The organism is Streptomyces sp. NPDC001450, from assembly GCF_053597295.1.
This window is the reverse complement of sequence record NZ_JBSFHY010000012.1, coordinates 160,305-178,550: the sequence shown is the minus strand read 5'-3', so window position 1 is coordinate 178,550 and position 18,246 is coordinate 160,305. Positions and strand designations below refer to the sequence as shown.

General features: G+C 72.2%; 18 protein-coding genes. 11 read left to right on the top strand and 7 right to left on the bottom strand.

Annotation, left to right across the window (positions count from 1 at the left end):
• Nucleotides 1-60 precede the first annotated feature (60 nt).
• Nucleotides 61-297, bottom strand: a complete 237-nt coding sequence (locus tag ACWC5O_RS16060) for a hypothetical protein (protein WP_450586876.1) — start codon at nucleotides 295-297, stop codon at nucleotides 61-63.
• A gap of 204 nt (nucleotides 298-501) precedes the next feature.
• On the opposite strand from ACWC5O_RS16060, the gene ACWC5O_RS16055 reads away from it, so the two are divergent.
• From ACWC5O_RS16055 to ACWC5O_RS16035, 5 genes are all read left to right on the top strand, one after another.
• On the top strand, nucleotides 502-1,044 hold the full coding sequence (locus ACWC5O_RS16055; protein ID WP_450586877.1) for a hypothetical protein: 543 nt from the start codon (nucleotides 502-504) through the stop codon (nucleotides 1,042-1,044).
• A 98-nt stretch (nucleotides 1,045-1,142) separates the two neighbouring features.
• On the top strand, nucleotides 1,143-4,889 hold the full coding sequence (locus ACWC5O_RS16050; protein ID WP_450586878.1) for a CHAT domain-containing protein: 3,747 nt from the start codon (nucleotides 1,143-1,145) through the stop codon (nucleotides 4,887-4,889).
• The gene (locus ACWC5O_RS16045) at nucleotides 4,886-5,590 is read left to right on the top strand and encodes a hypothetical protein (RefSeq protein WP_450586880.1); all 705 of its coding nucleotides are present in this window, start codon (nucleotides 4,886-4,888) and stop codon (nucleotides 5,588-5,590) included. Before ACWC5O_RS16050 ends, ACWC5O_RS16045 begins: the two co-directional genes overlap by 4 nt.
• Nucleotides 5,590-6,261, top strand: a complete 672-nt coding sequence (locus ACWC5O_RS16040) for an RES family NAD+ phosphorylase (RefSeq protein WP_450586882.1) — start codon at nucleotides 5,590-5,592, stop codon at nucleotides 6,259-6,261. The genes ACWC5O_RS16045 and ACWC5O_RS16040 overlap by 1 nt, the downstream gene beginning before the upstream one ends.
• 58 nt (nucleotides 6,262-6,319) lie before the next feature.
• Nucleotides 6,320-7,465, top strand: a complete 1,146-nt coding sequence (locus ACWC5O_RS16035; protein ID WP_450586884.1) for a hypothetical protein — start codon at nucleotides 6,320-6,322, stop codon at nucleotides 7,463-7,465.
• Nucleotides 7,466-9,699: 2,234 nt separating this feature from the next.
• On the opposite strand, the gene ACWC5O_RS16030 is transcribed toward ACWC5O_RS16035, so the two are convergent.
• The gene (locus tag ACWC5O_RS16030) at nucleotides 9,700-10,698 is read right to left on the bottom strand and encodes an IPT/TIG domain-containing protein (RefSeq protein ID WP_450586885.1); all 999 of its coding nucleotides are present in this window, start codon (nucleotides 10,696-10,698) and stop codon (nucleotides 9,700-9,702) included.
• Nucleotides 10,699-10,848: 150 nt separating this feature from the next.
• Entirely contained in the window at nucleotides 10,849-11,634 is a 786-nt protein-coding gene (locus ACWC5O_RS16025; RefSeq protein WP_450586887.1) for an IPT/TIG domain-containing protein, read from the bottom strand.
• A gap of 321 nt (nucleotides 11,635-11,955) precedes the next feature.
• On the opposite strand from ACWC5O_RS16025, the gene ACWC5O_RS16020 reads away from it, so the two are divergent.
• Nucleotides 11,956-12,126, top strand: coding sequence for a hypothetical protein (locus ACWC5O_RS16020; protein WP_450586889.1), 171 nt, complete (start codon nucleotides 11,956-11,958; stop codon nucleotides 12,124-12,126).
• A gap of 68 nt (nucleotides 12,127-12,194) precedes the next feature.
• Here ACWC5O_RS16020 and ACWC5O_RS16015 read toward each other — a convergent pair whose 3' ends face one another.
• Nucleotides 12,195-12,329: a hypothetical protein gene (locus ACWC5O_RS16015; RefSeq protein ID WP_450586891.1), complete on the bottom strand. Its 135-nt coding sequence runs from the start codon at nucleotides 12,327-12,329 to the stop codon at nucleotides 12,195-12,197.
• Nucleotides 12,326-12,994 carry a protein-L-isoaspartate O-methyltransferase family protein gene (locus tag ACWC5O_RS16010; protein WP_450781005.1) on the bottom strand — a complete coding sequence of 223 codons (669 nt, stop codon included), beginning with the start codon at nucleotides 12,992-12,994 and terminating at the stop codon, nucleotides 12,326-12,328. The genes ACWC5O_RS16015 and ACWC5O_RS16010 overlap by 4 nt, the downstream gene beginning before the upstream one ends.
• Nucleotides 12,995-13,077: 83 nt before the next feature.
• On the opposite strand from ACWC5O_RS16010, the gene miaB reads away from it, so the two are divergent.
• From miaB to ACWC5O_RS15995, 3 genes are read left to right on the top strand one after another with little or no spacing between them, the layout of a single operon-like run.
• Nucleotides 13,078-14,604 carry a tRNA (N6-isopentenyl adenosine(37)-C2)-methylthiotransferase MiaB gene (miaB, locus tag ACWC5O_RS16005; RefSeq protein ID WP_450586895.1) on the top strand — a complete coding sequence of 509 codons (1,527 nt, stop codon included), beginning with the start codon at nucleotides 13,078-13,080 and terminating at the stop codon, nucleotides 14,602-14,604.
• A gap of 30 nt (nucleotides 14,605-14,634) precedes the next feature.
• Nucleotides 14,635-14,925 carry a hypothetical protein gene (locus ACWC5O_RS16000; RefSeq protein ID WP_450586896.1) on the top strand — a complete coding sequence of 97 codons (291 nt, stop codon included), beginning with the start codon at nucleotides 14,635-14,637 and terminating at the stop codon, nucleotides 14,923-14,925.
• A gap of 10 nt (nucleotides 14,926-14,935) precedes the next feature.
• Nucleotides 14,936-15,649, top strand: a complete 714-nt coding sequence (locus tag ACWC5O_RS15995; RefSeq protein WP_450586898.1) for a class III extradiol dioxygenase subunit B-like domain-containing protein — start codon at nucleotides 14,936-14,938, stop codon at nucleotides 15,647-15,649.
• A gap of 115 nt (nucleotides 15,650-15,764) precedes the next feature.
• On the opposite strand, the gene ACWC5O_RS15990 is transcribed toward ACWC5O_RS15995, so the two are convergent.
• Complete coding sequence (locus tag ACWC5O_RS15990; protein ID WP_450586900.1) at nucleotides 15,765-16,037, bottom strand: antitoxin; 273 nt, start codon at nucleotides 16,035-16,037, stop codon at nucleotides 15,765-15,767.
• A 25-nt stretch (nucleotides 16,038-16,062) separates the two neighbouring features.
• Nucleotides 16,063-16,341, bottom strand: coding sequence for a hypothetical protein (locus ACWC5O_RS15985; RefSeq protein ID WP_450586902.1), 279 nt, complete (start codon nucleotides 16,339-16,341; stop codon nucleotides 16,063-16,065).
• Nucleotides 16,342-16,516: 175 nt separating this feature from the next.
• On the opposite strand from ACWC5O_RS15985, the gene miaA reads away from it, so the two are divergent.
• Together miaA and ACWC5O_RS15975 are read left to right on the top strand one after the other, a co-directional pair.
• A complete protein-coding gene (miaA, locus tag ACWC5O_RS15980; protein ID WP_450586904.1) occupies nucleotides 16,517-17,455 on the top strand; it encodes a tRNA (adenosine(37)-N6)-dimethylallyltransferase MiaA in 939 nt (312 codons plus the stop codon).
• A gap of 108 nt (nucleotides 17,456-17,563) precedes the next feature.
• Entirely contained in the window at nucleotides 17,564-18,094 is a 531-nt protein-coding gene (locus ACWC5O_RS15975; protein ID WP_450587120.1) for a hypothetical protein, read from the top strand.
• The last annotated feature ends 152 nt before the right edge of the window (nucleotides 18,095-18,246 follow it).

Below are 18,246 nucleotides of genomic sequence, written 5' to 3'. Positions count from 1 at the left end.
CTCCAGCGCCGCGTCCGTGGCGGCCTCCCGGTCCGCCGGGTCCTGGGTGTGCGACAGGCGCTAGCGGTAGTCCTCCGCGAGCGTCCAGAGGGCGGGGGCGGCGAGTTGGGGAGACTGGCCCTGGCGGACTCGCTCGCGGACCTGCTCCAGTTCGCCGATGGCCGCGTTCAGGTCGGCCGGATCCCGGGTGGCGGAGTACCGCACACTGGCCGTCATCGCGGAGACGAAGAGGGAGTACGTGGGGGCGTCCGGGGGCGCGGGGGTGTGCTCGGGCATCAGGTCGGGGGCCTCGTCCACGAGGGCCCGGTGGCGGAGGCGGTTCCGCCATCGCCGCTTTCGCCGCAACTCCCTTACTGCGAACGGAATTTGCCCGGCAGGCGCCCGGATCGACCACGTGGTCGGCGCCCGGGCGAACACCGGGCGACGTCCGGGCCGGGTGTTCACCAGACCCGGGGTCCGGTGCTTCGCTGACCTCGGGGCGGAACGACGGACGGAGGAGGCGTGGATGTCGGGGGAACGACCGCGCTCGTGGTCGCGGTCGTCGGGGTCGTCGGGACGCTGCTGTCCGCGCTGCTGACCCAGCGCGCGGCCGACCGCAGCCGCCGACGCGAGCAGGAGCACGCCGAGGAACTGCAGGAGCGGCGCAGGCAGGCCCAGGAACTGCGGTCGTGCTACGTGGCGCTGAACACCTCCGCCCGGCAGTATCTGGCCGCGCTCACCGACCAGTTGCACGCGCTGGGCCGGATCGAGGACGTACGGGTCGTACGCCAGCGGCTCACCGAAGCGCGTGACCAGTACCGGGACGTGTACGCGGAGGCGCAGCTGCGGGTGCCGGAGCGTGTGCTCGACCTCGCGGGCGACTTCAGCCGTGACCTGGGCACGGTCTACGGCATGGTCCGGCGCCTGGACGAGGGCGCGCCGCGTGCCGGGGACTCGCCGGCCGCCGTGCAGCGGGGCATCGACGCGCTGTGGGGCAGGCTGCGGCGGATACGGCGGGCGATGAGGGTCGAACTGGGCGCCTCCTGGGTGGATTCCGGGCGTTGAGCACCCGAAGCGCGGGATCTTGTCGCCACCGTTCCCGTGGATCGGCATAGTGGCGTTCAGGCCAAGGGCTGTCGAGGACCCGGAAAGGCAGGACGCCGGTGAGCGACGAGGAGAGCGGCGGCGTACGGGGGCTGCGCGCGTGGGCCGCGGACGCCGCGGAGCGGGTCAGACGGCTGGTCCCCGCCATGGGGGCCGGTACGGTGGCGCCGCGCGACTTCGACGCGTCGGTCACCGAACTCGACCAGCTGGAAAGGCTGCTGGACCACGACCCCGGGCTGCGCAGCGCGGTGAGCGTGTGGCTGGCGGGCGCGCTGACGCAGCGGCACCTGGCCGGGGGCGGTGCGCCCGCGGACCGGGAGCGTGCGGAGAAGCTGCTGAGGGAGGCACGGGACCCTGGTACGGAGCTGGGGGCGACGGCGACGGTGGAGGACCGGCGCTGGGCGGCCTTGTTCCTGCTGCCGCTCGTCACGCCGTTACGGCCGCAGCAGGGCGGGTTCGGGGCGGCGCCCGACCTCTCCGCCCTCGTCGAATGGGTCACCCGGGTGGGACCCGCCGGGATGGCGAGCGTCGTTGCGGAGATCCAGGCGCTGACCGCGGAGGTGGTCGAGCTGCCCCTGCCACCCGAGTTCCTGGGCCGGCTGCGGCAGATGCAGGGACTGTTCACGACGGCCCCGGGGCCGGGGTACTTCGACCCGCTCACGAGCATGATGCCGGCCGGGGATCCGTATGCGGATCAGCTGCGGAAGACGGTGGAAGGGGTGTTCGGCATGACCGGGGCTCCGGCGGGCGGGCAGGTGGCCGGGGCGGGGGGCAGCGTGGGGTCGGGCCCGGAGTCGGCTGCGGGGGCTGAGTCGTTTGCGGGTCGGGCGTCGTCTGAGGGCCGGGAGCCGGCTGCGGGCGCTGAGTCGGCTGCGGATCAGGTGTCGTCTGCGGGCCGGGCGCCGTCCGCGGGCGCTGAGTCACCTGCGGGCGCTGAGTCGTCTGCGGACCGGGAGCCGCCTGCCCACCCTGAGCCGCCCACTGGCCTGGAGCCGCCTGCCCACCCTGAGCCTCCTACCGGCCCGGAGCCGCCTGCCGACCCTGAGCCGCTCATGGATTCCGACGCGCCCGCGGAACCCCCGTTGGCGATGGATCCCCAACCGCCCACGGACTCCAACCCACCTGCCGCTTCAACCAACTCCGCAGCTTCCGCCTCTTCCGCGACTCCCACCCCGACTTCGCGCCCCGAGCCCCCGCCCACCCTCGACGACATCCGTCGGCTCGCCGTCGCCGTCGACGCTGTCGGGGCCACCGCATACGGTCTCGAAGACGTGCGGAAGAGCGACGATCCCGCTCGTATCCTCAACGAACTCCTCCGGCGGCTGCGCTCGGCGCAGGATCTGCCGCTGCCCGAGCCCGACCAGAGCGCCGCGCTGGAGAGCCTGAGGGCGCTCCTGCTCGGTATCGGATTCGACGTCGGCGGCACGCGGCAGGACTGGTCGGTCGCGCGTGCCCACAGGGAGAGGGTCGTCGACCTCTTCGAGAGGATCGGCGGATCGATGCCTCCGGAAGTGGGGGATCCCGTCGTCCTGGGCCGCGCGTTCGAGCTGTGCGGCCGGGTCGTCGACGCCGGGGAGTCGGAGGACGTCCAGGCGCTCCGCGATCTGGTGGACGAGGCCGAAGTGCTGGAGAAGTCCGTACCGGAAGGTCATCCGTTCCGTTTCGTCGCCTTCATGGCACTGGCCGTGGCATACGGCAGGCTCGGCATCGTCACCCAGGACAGGGAGATGCTCCTGCGTGCCGTGCCGTACTACGAGAAGGGGACGAGCGGCATCAGGACGAGCGGCCTCCCCTTCGCCGACCAGATGTATGTGCCGTACCTTCCGGACTTCGATCTGATCCGTGCCGCCCTTGACGGCGACACGGCGGCGATGAAGGAACACGTCCGCCCCCCTCAGGGCGCCACGACCGGGGAGCGCCACACCTCCGCGCTCTCCCTGCGCGCGCATTACGCCCTCACCCGTGACCCCGCGGTCCTCGACACGCTGATCGACGAGCTGGAGCAGGTCCGTGCCGGCGTCCGGGAAGGGAGGGCGCCGCGGGTCGCCGCCGACTCGCTGTGGTTTCTGGCCGAGGCCTATCGCGAGCGCGGTGTCCGCAACGAGGACGTGAAGGACGTCGCCGCGCTGGAAGCCGCCAAGGAGGCGCTGACCGCGCTCGCCGCCGACGTCCTCCTCCAGGACGGTGCGGAACACGGACTGCTGGCGGCACGCGCCGGAGCGAGCAGGGGTGTGCAGGCGGCGCTGTGGGCGGCCTCGCAGGGCCGGCTGCACGAGGCGGTGGCCGCGCTGGAACTGGGCCGGGCCCTGGTGCTGCACGCGGCGGCGGCCTCGTCGGCCGTGCCCGAACTGCTCGACGCGGGCGGGCACCACGAGCTGGCCGAGGCGTGGCGGGCGGCCGACACGGCCGAGGGCACCGGTGCCGGCGACGACGGCGTCCCCGACGAACTGCCGAGCACGCTGCGCCGCCAGGCCCTCGAAGCCCTCGGCTACCGGCGGGAGGGCGGCCTGCTCAGCACCCCCACACTGAGCGAACTCGCGGACGGGATCGAGGAGAGCGGCGCCGACGCGCTCGTCTATCTGGTCCCCGGCGAGGGCGGGAACCCCGGCGTGGTGCTCGCGGTGAGTCCGCGACTCGGTGCCGCGGTCGGGGTACGGCCGCTGCTGTCCGGCGCCGGGAGCGGCCCGTTGGAGCGCTACCTCGACGCAACCGCCGTACGCGACGCCGACCGGAACGCCCCGTCCGCCGAACAGACCTGGGAGGAAGCCCTCACGGCGCTCTGCGACTGGGCCTTCGAGGTGCTCCGCCCCCTCCTCGCCGATGTGGCGGAGCGGCTCGCCGCCGAGGGGGACCGGGACGACCGGCCGCTCAGGCTCGTCCTGGTGCCCTGCGGACGGCTCGGCATCGTCCCCTGGCACGCCGCGCGCCTCCCGGAGGAGGCGACCCACACCTACCTCTGCCAGACCACCGTGATCAGCTACGCGGCGTCCGGCAGCCAGTTCCTGCGGACGCTGAGGCGCGCGCCGCGCGAACCGGCGGCCGCCCCCGTCCTGCTGGCCGACCCGGGCATGGACCTGACGCATGCCGAGGTCGAGGTCATGGCCCTGCGGGACGCCTTCTACGGGCAGGCCCGGATGTGCGGGGGGATCTTCGAACTGGCCGACGAGGAGCTGACCCCCGGCACGCCCGACGACGTCCTCGCGTTCCTCGCCGACGGGACCTCGCTGCTCCACGTGGCCTCGCACGGATCGGCGGGCACGCGTCCCACGGTCTCGGCGCTGCGTCTCGCCGCCTCCGAGGACACCGGGGAGACGGCGGAAGAAGCGGGACCGGGCCTGCTGACGGTGACCCGGCTTCTCGACCGGCCGGACCAACAGGGCGCCGAGGACGGGCCGTTGGTCGTCCTCAGCGCGTGCCAGACCGATCTGAGCACCCGCGACCACGACGAGGCGCTGACCCTCACCACGGCGTTCGTCGCGGGCGGCGCCCGGGATGTCGTCGGATCACGGTGGACGACCCAGGACAGCGCGTCGGCGCTGCTGATGGCGGTGTTCCACCACCACCTGACCGTCGACGGGCTCAGCCCCGTCGACGCGCTCAGGGCCGCACAGCTGTGGATGCTCGACCCGCACCGCACGAACCCGGGCTCGCTCGGCGGCGAACTGCTGCGGCAGCTCGAACGCCCCGATCTCGACCGGATCGCGCTCTGGGCCGCCTTCATCCACCAGGGGCATCCGGGACCGGGAGCGGCGAGACCCGGAAGTCGTGGAGAGACAGAAGCAGGTACCGAAGGGGGGAACGCATGAACGACGGCGGCACGAGCGACGGCCCAGGCGGTTCGACGGAGCGGCTGCTCGCCCTGATCGGCGAGCACCGGGACACCATCCGCGAGGCGCTCGACGACGAGGAGTACGCGGTGCTGCTGGCCCGTCTTGAGGCCCTCGCGGCCACGGACGCGGTCGACGACAGGGCCGTGCGCAGGGCGTGCCAGGGGGTTCGTCTGGCTCTGCTGCCCCTGCCGCTGGACCATCCGGTGCGCAGGGCGCTGGACTCCGCCGTACGGCTGGTCGCGGCGCCCCCCGGGCCGAAGACCGTGGTGGGGGCGCGCGAGCTGATGGCCCTGCTGACAGCCCTGCCGCCCGCCCCCGAACCGGCGTACGGCACCGCGTCCGAAGAGGACCGGATGCTGCTCGGGGCGCCTGCCCTCTCGGCCGACGAGGCGCGGGTCCGCTGCGGCGGCGCGCCACCCCCCGAGCTGATCAGACTGACGGATCCCCGGGACGGCGACCGCTATCCGGAGTTCCAGTTCGGCGAGGGGGGCGGCACCCCGCGCGAGGTCGTCCTCGCGGTCAACCGGCTGCTCCTCGCCGACATCGACCCCTGGGGCGCCGCGGCCTGGTGGCTCAGCGGCAACACCTGGCTGGGCGGGACACCCGCGTCGCTGCTCGGCCGGCTGCCGGACCATCGGCTGGTCGGCGCTGCCACCGCACTGGTGGAGGGGGACTGATGAGCGACTTCTTCCCCATGATCGAGTTGGAGCTGCGCCCCAACCGTCTGGTGATCCCGGCCGGCACCGAGCTGTGGCGGGTGCACCAGTCGAAGTACGCGCCGGACCAGTTCAGTCCGAAGCTCGCGGACATCCACTTCGGCGGCGGCCGCTTCGAGGGCACGGTGCTGGATCCCTATCACAGCCTGTATCTGGCGGACACCCAGCTCACCGCCCTCGCGGAGAGCGTGCTGCGCTCCCGGCCCTTCGAACTGCCGGCCGGTACGCGGCGGATCCCCTACAGCGCCGTCTGGCGGCGGTCGCTGAGCGGCCTGCGCACCCGGTGCGAGCTGAACCTGGTCTCCCTGGTCGACGGGCAGGACCTGGCTGCCGTCTGCCAGGACTCCACGCTCCTTGAGGACGAGAGCAACTATGCGGTCGCGCGGCGCTGGTCGAGCGAGATCCGGGCGCAGGCACCGGATGCGATGGGGCTGATCTGGGAGTCCCGGCGCAACCGGGCCCAGCGTGCCCTGGTGCTCTTCCACGACCGCTTCGAGCACTGCGACGGCAGGCCGCTGGAGGTGCTGCGGGACGGCGGGATCCCGGACCTCGGCTCCCAGGAGGGCATGAAGAAGGCCAACGAGATCCTCGAACCGCTGCGGGCGGTCATCTCGGAGCCCGTGTGGCAGTGATGTGGGGACCGCCCCGTCCCGCTTGTCGGTGGCCGAGACGTGATGCCATCGTGGGCGCATGGCATCGTCCCTCCCTGACCTTGCGTCACTTCTCCGTGAACTCAAGGAGGTCAGGCGCGCCGGACTGGTGAGGCTGCGCGGGCGCGCGCTGCCCGGCCTGGAGTCGGCGGCGCAGGCGGTGATCGTGACCGGCGTCCGGACTCCCGGCCCGGCCGTCGAGACGCTGCTGCGGCTCGCCGTGTCGCGTCTGGACGCCGGGACCCTGCGCACCGCCGCCGAGTACACCCTGGGGCTGGCCCAGGGCACCCGGGACTGGCCCGCGTCCTCCCGCCGGGCCCGGGCGGCCTCGGTGTACGGGGTGAGCGTCGAGCGGTTCCGCAAGGACCACGAGGTGATGGTCCTCGGGCAGGTCGCCGAGCACGTGTTGCGGCTGGCGGCGGAGATGGCCGCGGCGCCCGGAGCCGCCGCCGTGCCCGAGGAGGGGGTCGGCACGCACCGGACCGTGCGGGTCAGGGTCGGCGAGCGGCCGGCGACGCTCACCCTCCATGTGCACCCGGTGGATCTGCTGCGTGACGTGGACGTGGTCGTCTCCCCGTCGAACGTGCACTTCGCGCTGCCCGAGCGGTACAAGTCGTCCGTTGCCGCCTCGTTGCGCCGTGTGGCCTCGGTGCGCGGCGTGACCGGTGACGTCCTGGACGACCCGGTCCACGACGAGCTGAGCAACTGGGCTTGCCGGAACGGCACTTCGGGCCGCGCCGTGCTGCCCGGCACCGTGGCCGCCACCGGTACCGGGGCCCTGGCCGCACAGGGCGTACGACGGATCTACCACGCGGCGGTCGCCGTGCCACGGGCCGGGACCAACGACTACGACGTGCTGCCGTCCGACATCACCCGGGCCGCCTCCCGCGCGCTCGCGCTCCTCGCGGAGGAACACGACCGCTTCGACCCGCCGCTGCGCTCGGTGTGCTTCCCGCTGCTCGGCTCGGGCCGCGGCGGACTGCCGTACGACATCAGCCTGGCCGCCGTATGGGCCGCCGTGGAGGCGGAGTTGGCCCGCGGCGCCGGGTGGGACGTCCACTTCGTGGTGCGTACGCCCGAGGCGGCGGCGCTCGTGGAGCGCATAACCGCCGGGATCCGCCCGGCGCACGACCGGCGGGCGACCGGCCGACCCGATGGAATGGGAGCAGACCCCCGCTCCGCATGAGCGGTTGCGGGGGTGGGGCGAGCGGGTGCGAGCGGGTGCGAGCGGGTGCGAGGGGGGAACCCGCTCGCCCGAAGTTCCGCTGTGAACCCGAAGTTCCACTGTGAGAAGGGCAGTTGACGCATGCCGGGCTCATGCGCCGAGGGGCGCCCGCCCGGCTACCGCCGGCGCCAGGGCAGTGCCGCGCTGTCCAGGACGACATGGATCTCCGTCCCCGCATGCGGCTTGACGGCCTTCTTCAAAAACGCCAGGAAGTCGCTGGTCGCAGCGATGGAAGGCTGCCCTTGACGCCTTCGAGATCACCTTCGACAGGCGCCTTTCCGCCGCCCGCCGGTAACTCATTCACCCCGAGTTGCACCGATGACCGGACAGGCTCTGCCATGGCCGAAGCCCGGCGGGATGCGCCAGGTGCGGCACGGGCCTTGTCGGTCAGGAAGGTGAGATTCAGTTATATTCGTGTCATAACAAGATTTTCAGTGCTATCTGCGTTTGGCTCTTCACATCTCCCTTGATCGCACGCGCGCGACGGAAGGTGTGACGGTTTGTGATGCGAAGGATTGTTGTTTCATCGCTTGTGCTGGGAGCGGTGAGTCTCGGTCTGGCGTGTGAGTTGTCAGGGTCCGTAGCGGCAGCTCAGGAATTAACGGGCGCCGCACTGTCAGGAAGTGCGTCCGCGAAAGTACAGCGGAACGTGCCCCCGGCCGGGGTTCGCGGGATTGTCAGGGCGAGGAACGGCTTGAGTATCCGCGCCCAACCGACGAGTCGCGCTGACGAGTTGGGCCATTACCCGACGGACGCCCGGATCAGCATTTGGTGCAAGGCGCGAGGCGAGAGCGTCGGCGGCGATACGACGTGGTACAGGCTCGCGAACCGGTCGGGTTGGGTGGCTGCCCGCTACGTCCGAGTCTCGGGTGCCGTACCGGTGTGCGGTGAGCCGGGTCCCCAGGGTGCGCCAGGTCCCCCGGGCCCCCAGGGCGACACCGGGGCCGCCGGGGCGGCCGGACCCGCCGGCCCTCAAGGTGATGCCGGGCCTGCCGGACCTGCCGGACCTGCTGGTCCTCAGGGCGAGACCGGGGCAACTGGTGCTGGTCCTGCTGGTCCTCAAGGTGATGCAGGTCCTGCTGGTCCTGCTGGTCCTCAGGGTGAGACGGGGGCCGCCGGGCCTGCCGGTGAGACTGGGGCCACCGGACCGGCCGGACCTGCTGGTCCTCAGGGTGACGTCGGGCCTGCTGGTGCGACTGGGGCCACCGGTCCTGCTGGTCCTGCTGGTCCTCAGGGCGAGACGGGAGCCGCCGGGCCTACTGGTGAGAGCGGGGCCACTGGACCGGCCGGACCCGCCGGACCGGTCGGTCCGCAGGGCGAGACCGGACCTGCTGGGCCCACTGGTGAAACCGGAGCCACTGGGCCTGTCGGGCCTGCCGGTTCTCAGGGCGAGATGGGAGCCACCGGGCCTGCTGGTGCGACTGGGGCCACCGGTCCTGCTGGTCCTGCTGGTCCTCAGGGCGAGACGGGAGCCGCTGGGCCTGCCGGTGAGACTGGGGCCACTGGACCGGCCGGACCCGCCGGACCGGTCGGTCCGCAGGGCGAGACCGGACCTGCTGGGCCCACTGGTGAAACCGGAGCCACTGGGCCTGTCGGGCCTGCCGGTTCTCAGGGCGAGATGGGAGCCACCGGGCCTGCTGGTGCGACCGGGGCCACCGGACCGGCCGGACCTGCTGGTCCTGCTGGTCCTCAGGGTGACACCGGACCCGCCGGTGAGACCGGGGCCACCGGACCCGCCGGTCCTCAAGGCCCCTCCGGCACCGCCGTCGTCACTCCCGTATTCGGAGATCAGACGACGCTCGGACCGGGGGAGACCGCGGCTGTGGACGCCGTCTGTCCCGTCGGGCAGAAGGCGATTTCCGGCGGTTGGGTGGGAGGCGACGAGGTCATCCCCGTGCGCAGTTTTCGGAGTACGAGCCCGGGCTCGGATCCCGACGGCAGCTGGACCGTCAGTTTCCACAACAGCTCGGCCACCCAGGCATACCCCGTCCAAACCGTTGTCTATTGCGTGCCGTCGTGACGGTTCGCAACACCCGTTCCGGGACGAGGGAAACCTGTGCGGGACCGGCTTCGCTCGGCGATCGGCGTCGGCCCGGGCCGCACCGAGAACACCAACATCACATGCAGAAAACCCGTCATACCGTCACGGCTTTCGGCGGTATCGGGTCCATTCGGCGTATGCCCTTCGCCCCAGCTCAGGTGACGTACTGGTACGGGATGCCCGAAGTGGTGCCCGCCGGGGTGCGCAGGACAACCGTCACCGTGCCCGGTGTCCCTCCGGCGGCCACGGCGACGACCTTCGTGTCGGAGACGGCCGTGAAAGGCACCGGAACGCCCCCGAACAGCACTTGGTCGGTGTAGGTGAGGCCGCTGCCGGTGAGGGTGACGGTGGTTCCGCCGAGGGCGGGGCCCGAGGCGGGGGTGAGGCTGCTGACGACCGGAGCCGGGAGGTAGGTGTAGTACGCGGTGCCCGGTCCGGGGGCGCTGGTGCCGCCTGGTGTGGTGGCGGTGACGGTCACGGTGCCCGATCCGCTGGGGGCGTTCGCGGTGATCACACTGTCGGAGTCGACCACGATGCCGGTGGCCGCACTGGTTCCGAACCGGACGGCGCTGGTTAGTGTCAGGTTGGTTCCGGTGATGGTGACGGTGTTTCCGCCGGAGAGCGGGCCCCGCGGGGGGTCGAGCCGGCTGATGGTCGGGGCCGGGATGTAGAAGTAGGGCAGTGAATTGCTGACGCCGCTCGCCGTGGTCAGGGTGACCTCAGCGGGGGCAGGCGGCGCCGCCGGCGCGACCACGGTGACCTGGGTGGAGGTGTTGCCGGTGATGACAGCGGTGCGCGTGTCGAAGCGCACGGCGGTGGCCGACGACAGACTGGTACCGGTCAGGGTGACCGTGTTCCCTCCGGAGGTCGGCCCCTGATTGGGCGTCAGGGACGTGAGCGCCGGGGCCGCGACGTAGGTGTACGGGACGCCGTTGCTCGTGCCCGACGTCGCGGAGACCGTGACGTCGACCGTGCCGGAGCCCGGCGGTGAGGTGGCGATGATCTGGGTGGTACTGATCACGGTGAACGAGGCCGAGACAGTACCGAACCGCACCGCGATGACCCCGGTGAAGCCGCTGCCGTTGACCGTCACCGAGGTCCCACCCGTGGCCCGTCCCTGGCTGGGATCGAGACTGGTCACTACCGGGGCCATGGCCTGCTCCTTCCTGCACTGCTCGGGTGCTGCGCCCCGGCCGGCACGCGCCGGCCGGGACGCAGCGGGTTCACGCTCGGCGCTCGCCGGGCCGTGCCCGGCCGACCGCGGAGGTGCTGACGGCACTTCGGCCCTGGGCGGGTCCGCGGATCAGACGACGGTGAACACGTCGCCGGCGACGGCCGCGGTCTGGCCGCCCGGAGTGGTGGCCTGGACGTCGTACGTGCCCGTGGCGAGCCCCGAGGGGACGGTGGCGACCAGGCTGGTGGCGGAGAAACTCGAGAAGTCGGCCTCGACCGCGGTGCCTCCGCCGGTGGGTGTGAACGTCACGCTGCTGACGTCCACGAGATTGGTGCCGGTGACGGTGGTGCTGGAGCCGACCGTTCCCGAGGTGGGGGACAGCGAGGTGACGGTCGGGACGTCGTAGTAGGTGTACTGGGTGGGGGCGCCGAGCGGGATGCTGGTGCCTCCGGCGGTGACGCAGGTGACGTTCACCGTGTCGGTGGGGGCGGTGAACGCGCCATGCGCCGGGCAGGTGATGGTGAGCTCGCTGTCGGAGACGACGGTCAGCCCGGTGCCGGCGCCCGCGGAGCCGAAGGTCACCCCGGTCGCGGTGAGCAGGCCGCTGCCCAGGACGCTGAGCGAAGTGGCGGTCGCCGGGCCGGTGTTGGAGCTGAGGGCCGTGGGCTCCGGGGGGTTGATGTAGTAGAACGCGAGGGAGTTGCTCGTCGTCGTTCCCGCGGTGACGCTCACGGAGATCTGGCCACCGCACAGCACGGGGATGACGACGGTGACGGTGGTTGCGGCCACGGTGGCGGGAGTGACGCTCTTAGTCCCGAAGTTCACCTTGGTCGTGCCCGACAGCCCCGTGCCGGTGAGGGTGAGGGTGATCCCGTTGTGGCTCTGGGTGGGTGTCAGCGAGGTGAGAGTTGGCATGACGAGGCCTCCTTGCGCTCGTTGTGCTGCCCTTTGCAGGCGAGTTGTGCGGCCGACCGTGAGTGGGGGGCGCGTGCGGCGCGACCGGCCGGCGGCAGGTGGGTGAGGGGGCACGAAGCCTGAGATGTCTCACGGGGAACAGCCGGGCGGTCTGTCTCACCTGATGCCATTCAAGCGACAGGGACACGGGCATAGGCAGAGCGCATATGGAGGCATCAGTTGCTTACATGATTGTCACATTGACATCCTGTTCATCCCTTTGTGCGCTGGGCGCGCTACATATCGGTTTCTTACGACAGTTGACCTCAGTCGCACGCGGGCGTGTCCATCGCCACCTGGACCTGGACCTGGACCGTCCGCAGGGACGTCGCGCCGCCGGTCGGCCTCAAGCCCCTGGCCTCGTACAAGGCCGAGCTGTATGCCGGTCAGGTCGAGGGCGCCGTCCCGGCCGACCCGGACAGCACCCTCGGCCGCACGCCCGGCGCCTTCTGACGACCGTCGCGCGGCCCGGACGACAGCGTCCACAACACGGTCCGGGCCGCCGCGCAGGGGGGACGGCCTCACCGCGCCAGGGTGTCGACGAGATCGACGTCCGGCAGGTCGAGCGAGCAGATCCGCTCGGCCTCGTCGGCGGGGATGCCGAACTGCCGCCCGGCTCTCTCGCCTCGACTCCTTCGACTCCCCGACTGCCTCAACGAGATTCCGCGTCGTCCAGCGCGAAGCCGTACCGTCCCTGCAGCCGGACGAAGCGCGCCGAGGTCACCACCCGCGACTGCTCGAGACCCGACGCGGTCCGCTCGAAGCACACCACCTGCTCGTGCCCGCCCGGCCCGATCGGCTGTACGAGGCGGCCGCCCCCGCGCACCTGCGCGACCAGCGGCGCGGGCACCTCCGGGAACGCGGCCGACACGAGGACCGCGTCGTACGGAGCCAGGTCCGGCACGCCCCCGCTGCCGTCGCCGACCCGCAGCTCCACGTTCCGCACGCCGTGCCGGGCGAGATTCACGCGCGCCTGCCGGGCGATGCAGGGCCGCACCTCGACGCTGACCACGTCGGCGGCCAGCCGGGCCAGCAGCGCGGTCTGGAAGCCCAGGCCCGTACCGACCTCGAGGACATGCTCGCTCCCGGTCAGACCGAGGCTCTCGATCATCAGGGCGGACAGCGACGGCTGCGTGGTGACCTGTCCCTGCCCGATCGCCACGGGTACGTCACGGTAGGAGGCGGCCACCTCACCGGCCGGGACGAATCCCGCCCGGGGCGTCGTGCGCACGGCCTCGAGCAGTCGCTCATCCTTGATCCCGGCGGCTCTGAGGGCTCGCACGAGATCTTCGGGCTCGCTGGGACCAGATACGGAACTCACGGGCGGATCTCCACTACCAGGCTAGGCGCCCGCTCCCGGAAACAGCGGGCAAGGGGTTCCCGGGAAGCGCCTACCCTTGACCCATGACCAGCAGCAGCGACCGGAGCCCGGCAGTGGACGTTCCAGCACCCAAGAGCTACGAGATCCGCACCTACGGGTGCCAGATGAACGTCCACGATTCCGAGCGATTGGCCGGGCTGCTCGAAGACGCCGGGTACGTGCGCGCCCCCGAGGGGTCGGACGGCGACGCGGACGTCGTCGTCTTCAACACGTGCGCGGTGCGCGAGAACGCCGACAACCGCCTCTACGGCAACCTCGGCCGCCTCGCCCCCAAGAAGGCGAGCCGCCCCGGCATGCAGATCGCGGTCGGCGGCTGTCTCGCGCAGAAGGACCAGGACACCATCGTGAAGAAGGCGCCCTGGGTGGACGTCGTCTTCGGTACGCACAACATCGGCAAGCTGCCGGTCCTGCTGGAACGCGCGCGCGTGCAGGAAGAGGCGCAGGTCGAGATCGCCGAGTCCCTGGAGGCGTTCCCCTCCACCCTGCCGACGCGGCGCGAGAGCGCCTACGCGGCCTGGGTCTCGATCTCCGTCGGCTGCAACAACACCTGCACCTTCTGCATCGTCCCGGCCCTGCGCGGCAAGGAGAAGGACCGCCGCACCGGCGACATCCTCGCCGAGATCGAGGCCCTGGTCGCTGAGGGCGTCTCCGAGATCACCCTGCTCGGCCAGAACGTCAACGCGTACGGCTCCGACATCGGCGACCGCGAGGCCTTCAGCAAGCTGCTGCGCGCGTGCGGGCAGATCGAGGGCCTGGAGCGCGTCCGCTTCACCTCCCCGCACCCGCGCGACTTCACCGACGACGTCATCGCCGCCATGGCCGAGACGCCGAACGTCATGCCGCAGCTGCACATGCCGCTCCAGTCCGGCTCGGACACCGTCCTGAAGGCGATGCGCCGCTCCTACCGGCAGGACCGCTACCTCGGGATCATCGAGAAGGTGCGAGCCGCCATCCCGCACGCCGCGATCACCACCGACATCATCGTGGGCTTCCCCGGGGAGACGGAGGAGGACTTCGAGCAGACCCTCCACGTCGTCCGCGAGGCGCGCTTCACGCAGGCCTTCACCTTCCAGTACTCCAAGCGGCCCGGCACCCCCGCCGCCACCATGGACGACCAGATCCCCAAGGAGGTCGTCCAGGCGCGTTACGAGCGTCTCGTCGCCCTCCAGGAGGAGATCTCCTGGGAGGAGAACAAGAGGCAGGTCGGCCGCACCCTGGACCTGATGGTCGCCGAGGGCGAGGGCCGCAAGGACGGCGCCACCCACCGCCTGTCCGGCCGCGCCCCCGACAACCGGCTGGTCCACTTCACCAAGCCGGAGCAGGAGGTCCGCCCCGGCGACGTGGTCACCGTCGAGATCACGTACGCCGCCCCGCACCACCTCCTCGCCGAGGGCCCCGTCCTCGCCGTGCGCCGCACGCGCGCGGGCGACGCCTGGGAGAAGCGCAACGCCGCGGAGGCCGCCAAGCCGGCGGGCGTGATGCTCGGGCTCCCGACGATCGGGGTCCCGGCGCCGCTGCCGGCCGCCACGAGCGGCTGCGCGCTGGACTGAGCGCACCCGGAACCGAGGGGCGGGGGGAACATGGCGCACTGGGTGGTTCTCGCGCAGTTCGGTTACGGGGACGAGTACCGCAGCGAGGAGGCGGCGCGCTTCGAGGGCACCCGGGAGGAGGCCCGCGCCCGCCTCTACGAGCTCGCCTGCACCCATCGCCCCCGCCACGGGCTGCGCCAGAAGCGCCGTGACGTCTACCGGATCGGGGACGGGGACGCGTACTACGCGAACATCGAGGGTCTGGTCTCCACGTTCCGCGTGATCTACCGGCTGGCCGAGCTGGTGTGGAGCTCCGAGCCGGTGCCGCCCCCCTGGCAGTAGGCTCCCGATCATGCTTGTCGCCGCAGCCGTCTGCCCCTGCCCGCCGCTGCTCGTGCCCGAGGTCGCCGCGGGTGCCGCACCCGAACTGGACACCGCGCGCGCGGCGTGCACCGACGCGCTCGGCGTGCTCGCCGCCGCCCGCCCCGACCTGCTGGTGGTCGTCGGGCCCGCCGAGCAGAGCGGGCGCGGCCGGCACCCGCAGGGCACCCCGGGTTCCTTCCGGGGCTTCGGCGTCGACGTGGACGTACGCCTCGGCGCGGCCACGGACGCCGTCCCCGAGCGTGAGCTGCCCACCTCGCTGGCCGTCGGCGCCTGGCTGCTGGAGCGCACCGGCTGGGCGGACGCCCCGATCGAGGGGCTCGGCGTCGGGGAACCGCTCGCGCCCGAGCGCTGCGTCGAGGCCGGACGGGACATCGCCGCCCGGGCGGGGCGGGTAGCGCTGCTGGTGATGGGCGACGCCAGCGCGTGCCGCACGCTCAAGGCACCGGGATACCTGGACGAGCGGGCGGCGCCCTTCGACGCCGAGGTCGCGCGTGCGCTGGCGGCGGCGGACGTGGCGGCCGTCGAGGCACTGGACGCCGAGCTGGCGTACGAGCTGAAGGCCTCCGGCCGCGCGCCCTGGCAGGTACTCGCCGGAGCGGCCGAGGGCACGGGCCTGAGCGGGGCACTGCTCTACGACGACGCCCCGTACGGCGTCGGGTACTTGGTCGCCACCTGGTCCTAGGCGTCGCCCCGCGGCGGAGTAGCCCCGGGCGCCGCCCGCTGGCGGAGACGAAGACGAAACGGCGGACGGCCGGGAGCGCTGGCGCTCCACGGCCGTCCGCCGATCCGCGTGTCGTTCAGGAAGCCGGTGGCGGGCCCTCCGGCCGGGTCGGGGTCGCGGCGTCGCCGGCCTCCGGACCCTCCTTGTGCGCGAGGCGGTCCATCGCCCCCTTCGCCTTGTCCGTACCGGCGTGGATCTTGTCGCTGTACTTGCCCTTGGTCCGCTCGTCCACGGCCTTGGCGGCCTTGTCGAGGCTGTGCTGGACCTTGCCTCCGTGCTTCTGGGCGAGGTCCGACACCTTGTCCCGGGCCGGGGCGAGCTTGGCCTTCACGTTGTCCATCAGACCCATGGTCCACCTTCCCTCACGGGGACAGTCATGTGCGGGCGCCCTCACCGGCCTCGTTGTCGGCGGCCTCGTCCGCGGACTGCTGCTTGGGGATCTCGGCGCCCTCGGACGCGCCGGCCTCGGCGGCCTTCGCCTCCGTCGCCTCGCCCTCGTCCTCGCGCCCGTCCTCGGCCGACACCTTCGCCTCCGCTGCCCGATCAGCTTCCGCCACCTCGGCCACTCCCGACTCGGTGCCGGTCTCCACCTCGTCGGCAGCCGCCTCCTGCGTCGCCTTCGACCTGCCGAGGAGCCGTGCAAAAACGCCCATATCCACTCCATACGTTACTCATGCGGGCGAACTCCCGCGTCACGCGGTGCGTCCGTTTGCGCCGCCCGGGTCACCGTGTCCAGCGACCCATGGGCACCTCGGTGCAACGACGCGAGCTGCGCGCCGTCACGTAACTCGTTCGAGGCGTGTCCGTGAGGTTTGCGAGACTGGTGCGGTGAGCAGCGCATCTCCCGCCCCCCGCGTCATCGCCGTCGTCGGACCCACAGCGGCCGGAAAGTCCGATCTGGGCGTCTTCCTGGCCCAGCGACTCGGCGGCGAGGTCGTCAACGCCGACTCCATGCAGCTCTACCGAGGGATGGACATCGGCACCGCCAAGCTGACGCCCGAGGAGCGCGGCGGCGTCCCGCACCACCTGCTGGACATCTGGGACGTGACGGTCACCGCCTCCGTCGCCGAGTACCAGAAGCTGGCCCGCGCGCGGATCGACGCCCTGCTCGCGGAGGGCCGCTGGCCGATCCTGGTCGGCGGCTCCGGCCTGTACGTCCGCGGAGCCGTCGACAACCTGGAGTTCCCCGGCACCGACCCCGTGGTCAGGGCCCGCCTGGAGGAGGAGCTGGCCCTGCGCGGCTCCGGGGCCCTGCACGCCCGCCTGGCCGCCGCCGACCCCGAGGCCGCCCGCGCGATCCTGCCCAGCAACGGCCGCCGTATCGTCCGCGCCCTGGAAGTGATCGAGATCACCGGGCAGCCCTTCACGGCCAACCTTCCCGGCCACGACTCCGTCTACGACACCGTCCAGATCGGTGTCGACGTCGCTCGCCCCGAACTCGACGAGCGCATCGCGCGCCGCGTCGACCGGATGTGGGAGGCGGGCCTCGTCGACGAGGTGCGCGCCCTGGAGGCGCAGGGGCTGCGCGAGGGCATCACGGCCTCGCGCGCGCTGGGCTACCAGCAGGTACTCGCCTCGATCGCCGGGGACTGCACCGAAGCGGAAGCACGGGCCGAGACCGTACGCGCCACCAAGCGCTTCGCGCGCCGTCAGGATTCATGGTTCAGGCGCGATCCGCGGGTGCACTGGCTGAGTGGGGCCGCGGCGGACCGCGGGGAACTTCCGCGGCAGGCCCTGGCGTTGGTCGACCGACCGGTTACAGCCTGATCACGTCCTGGCATCGGGATGCGCCGCCGGTCAACGGGGCCAGCGGCGCCGTGCCATCATCGTGCTTCGATCGACCAAGTGGAGTCCTAGTTGGGAGGGCGCGTGGCGATGGAGGCCGGCCCTCGCGACACCGCACAGAGTGCCGAGCACGTCACCACCGACGGTGACGAGCCGGACCAGCGTGAGGACCCTCTGACGGACCTGACGGACCTGACGGACCTGGCCGACGACGGGCCCGACGAGACCCCGGGCGGCGTGACCGCCGACGGGCCTGCGCCCGAGGAGATGTACGCGAGCGGTCCGGAGGTCGAGGTCGAGCTGCGCCCGCAGCGGCGGCTGCGCATCTGGCAGCTCGCGCCCATCGTGGCCCTGGCCGCGGGCGGCTCCCTGATGTTCGCCTTCCCGCTCGCCTTCGACTTCGGCGACAGCGGCGCGGTGATCGCCATGCTGGGCCTGCTGATCTGCTCCTGCGCCGCGGGCTGGGGCATGATGGCCGCCCGCCGAGTGGGCTACACCTGGCCGGGCCTGCCGGCCCGCGGCTCGGGCCGCCGCCCGGACTGGCGGGTGGTGCTCGGGTACGTCCTGCTGGTGGCCGTCGTGGTCATCCTTGCCGTCTGGCGGGTGGCAAGGCTCCGCTGAGGCGCCCCGAAGGGGGTGCGGGTCCGCATCGATGTACGGCTCCGCCGCGTGGGCGCGATCAACCCCCACCGACCCGCACCGTCGCACCGGCCTGCCCCGCCCCGTCGGTCCCCACCGACCCGCAGCTCGACAACGCCCTTCCCTTACGATCG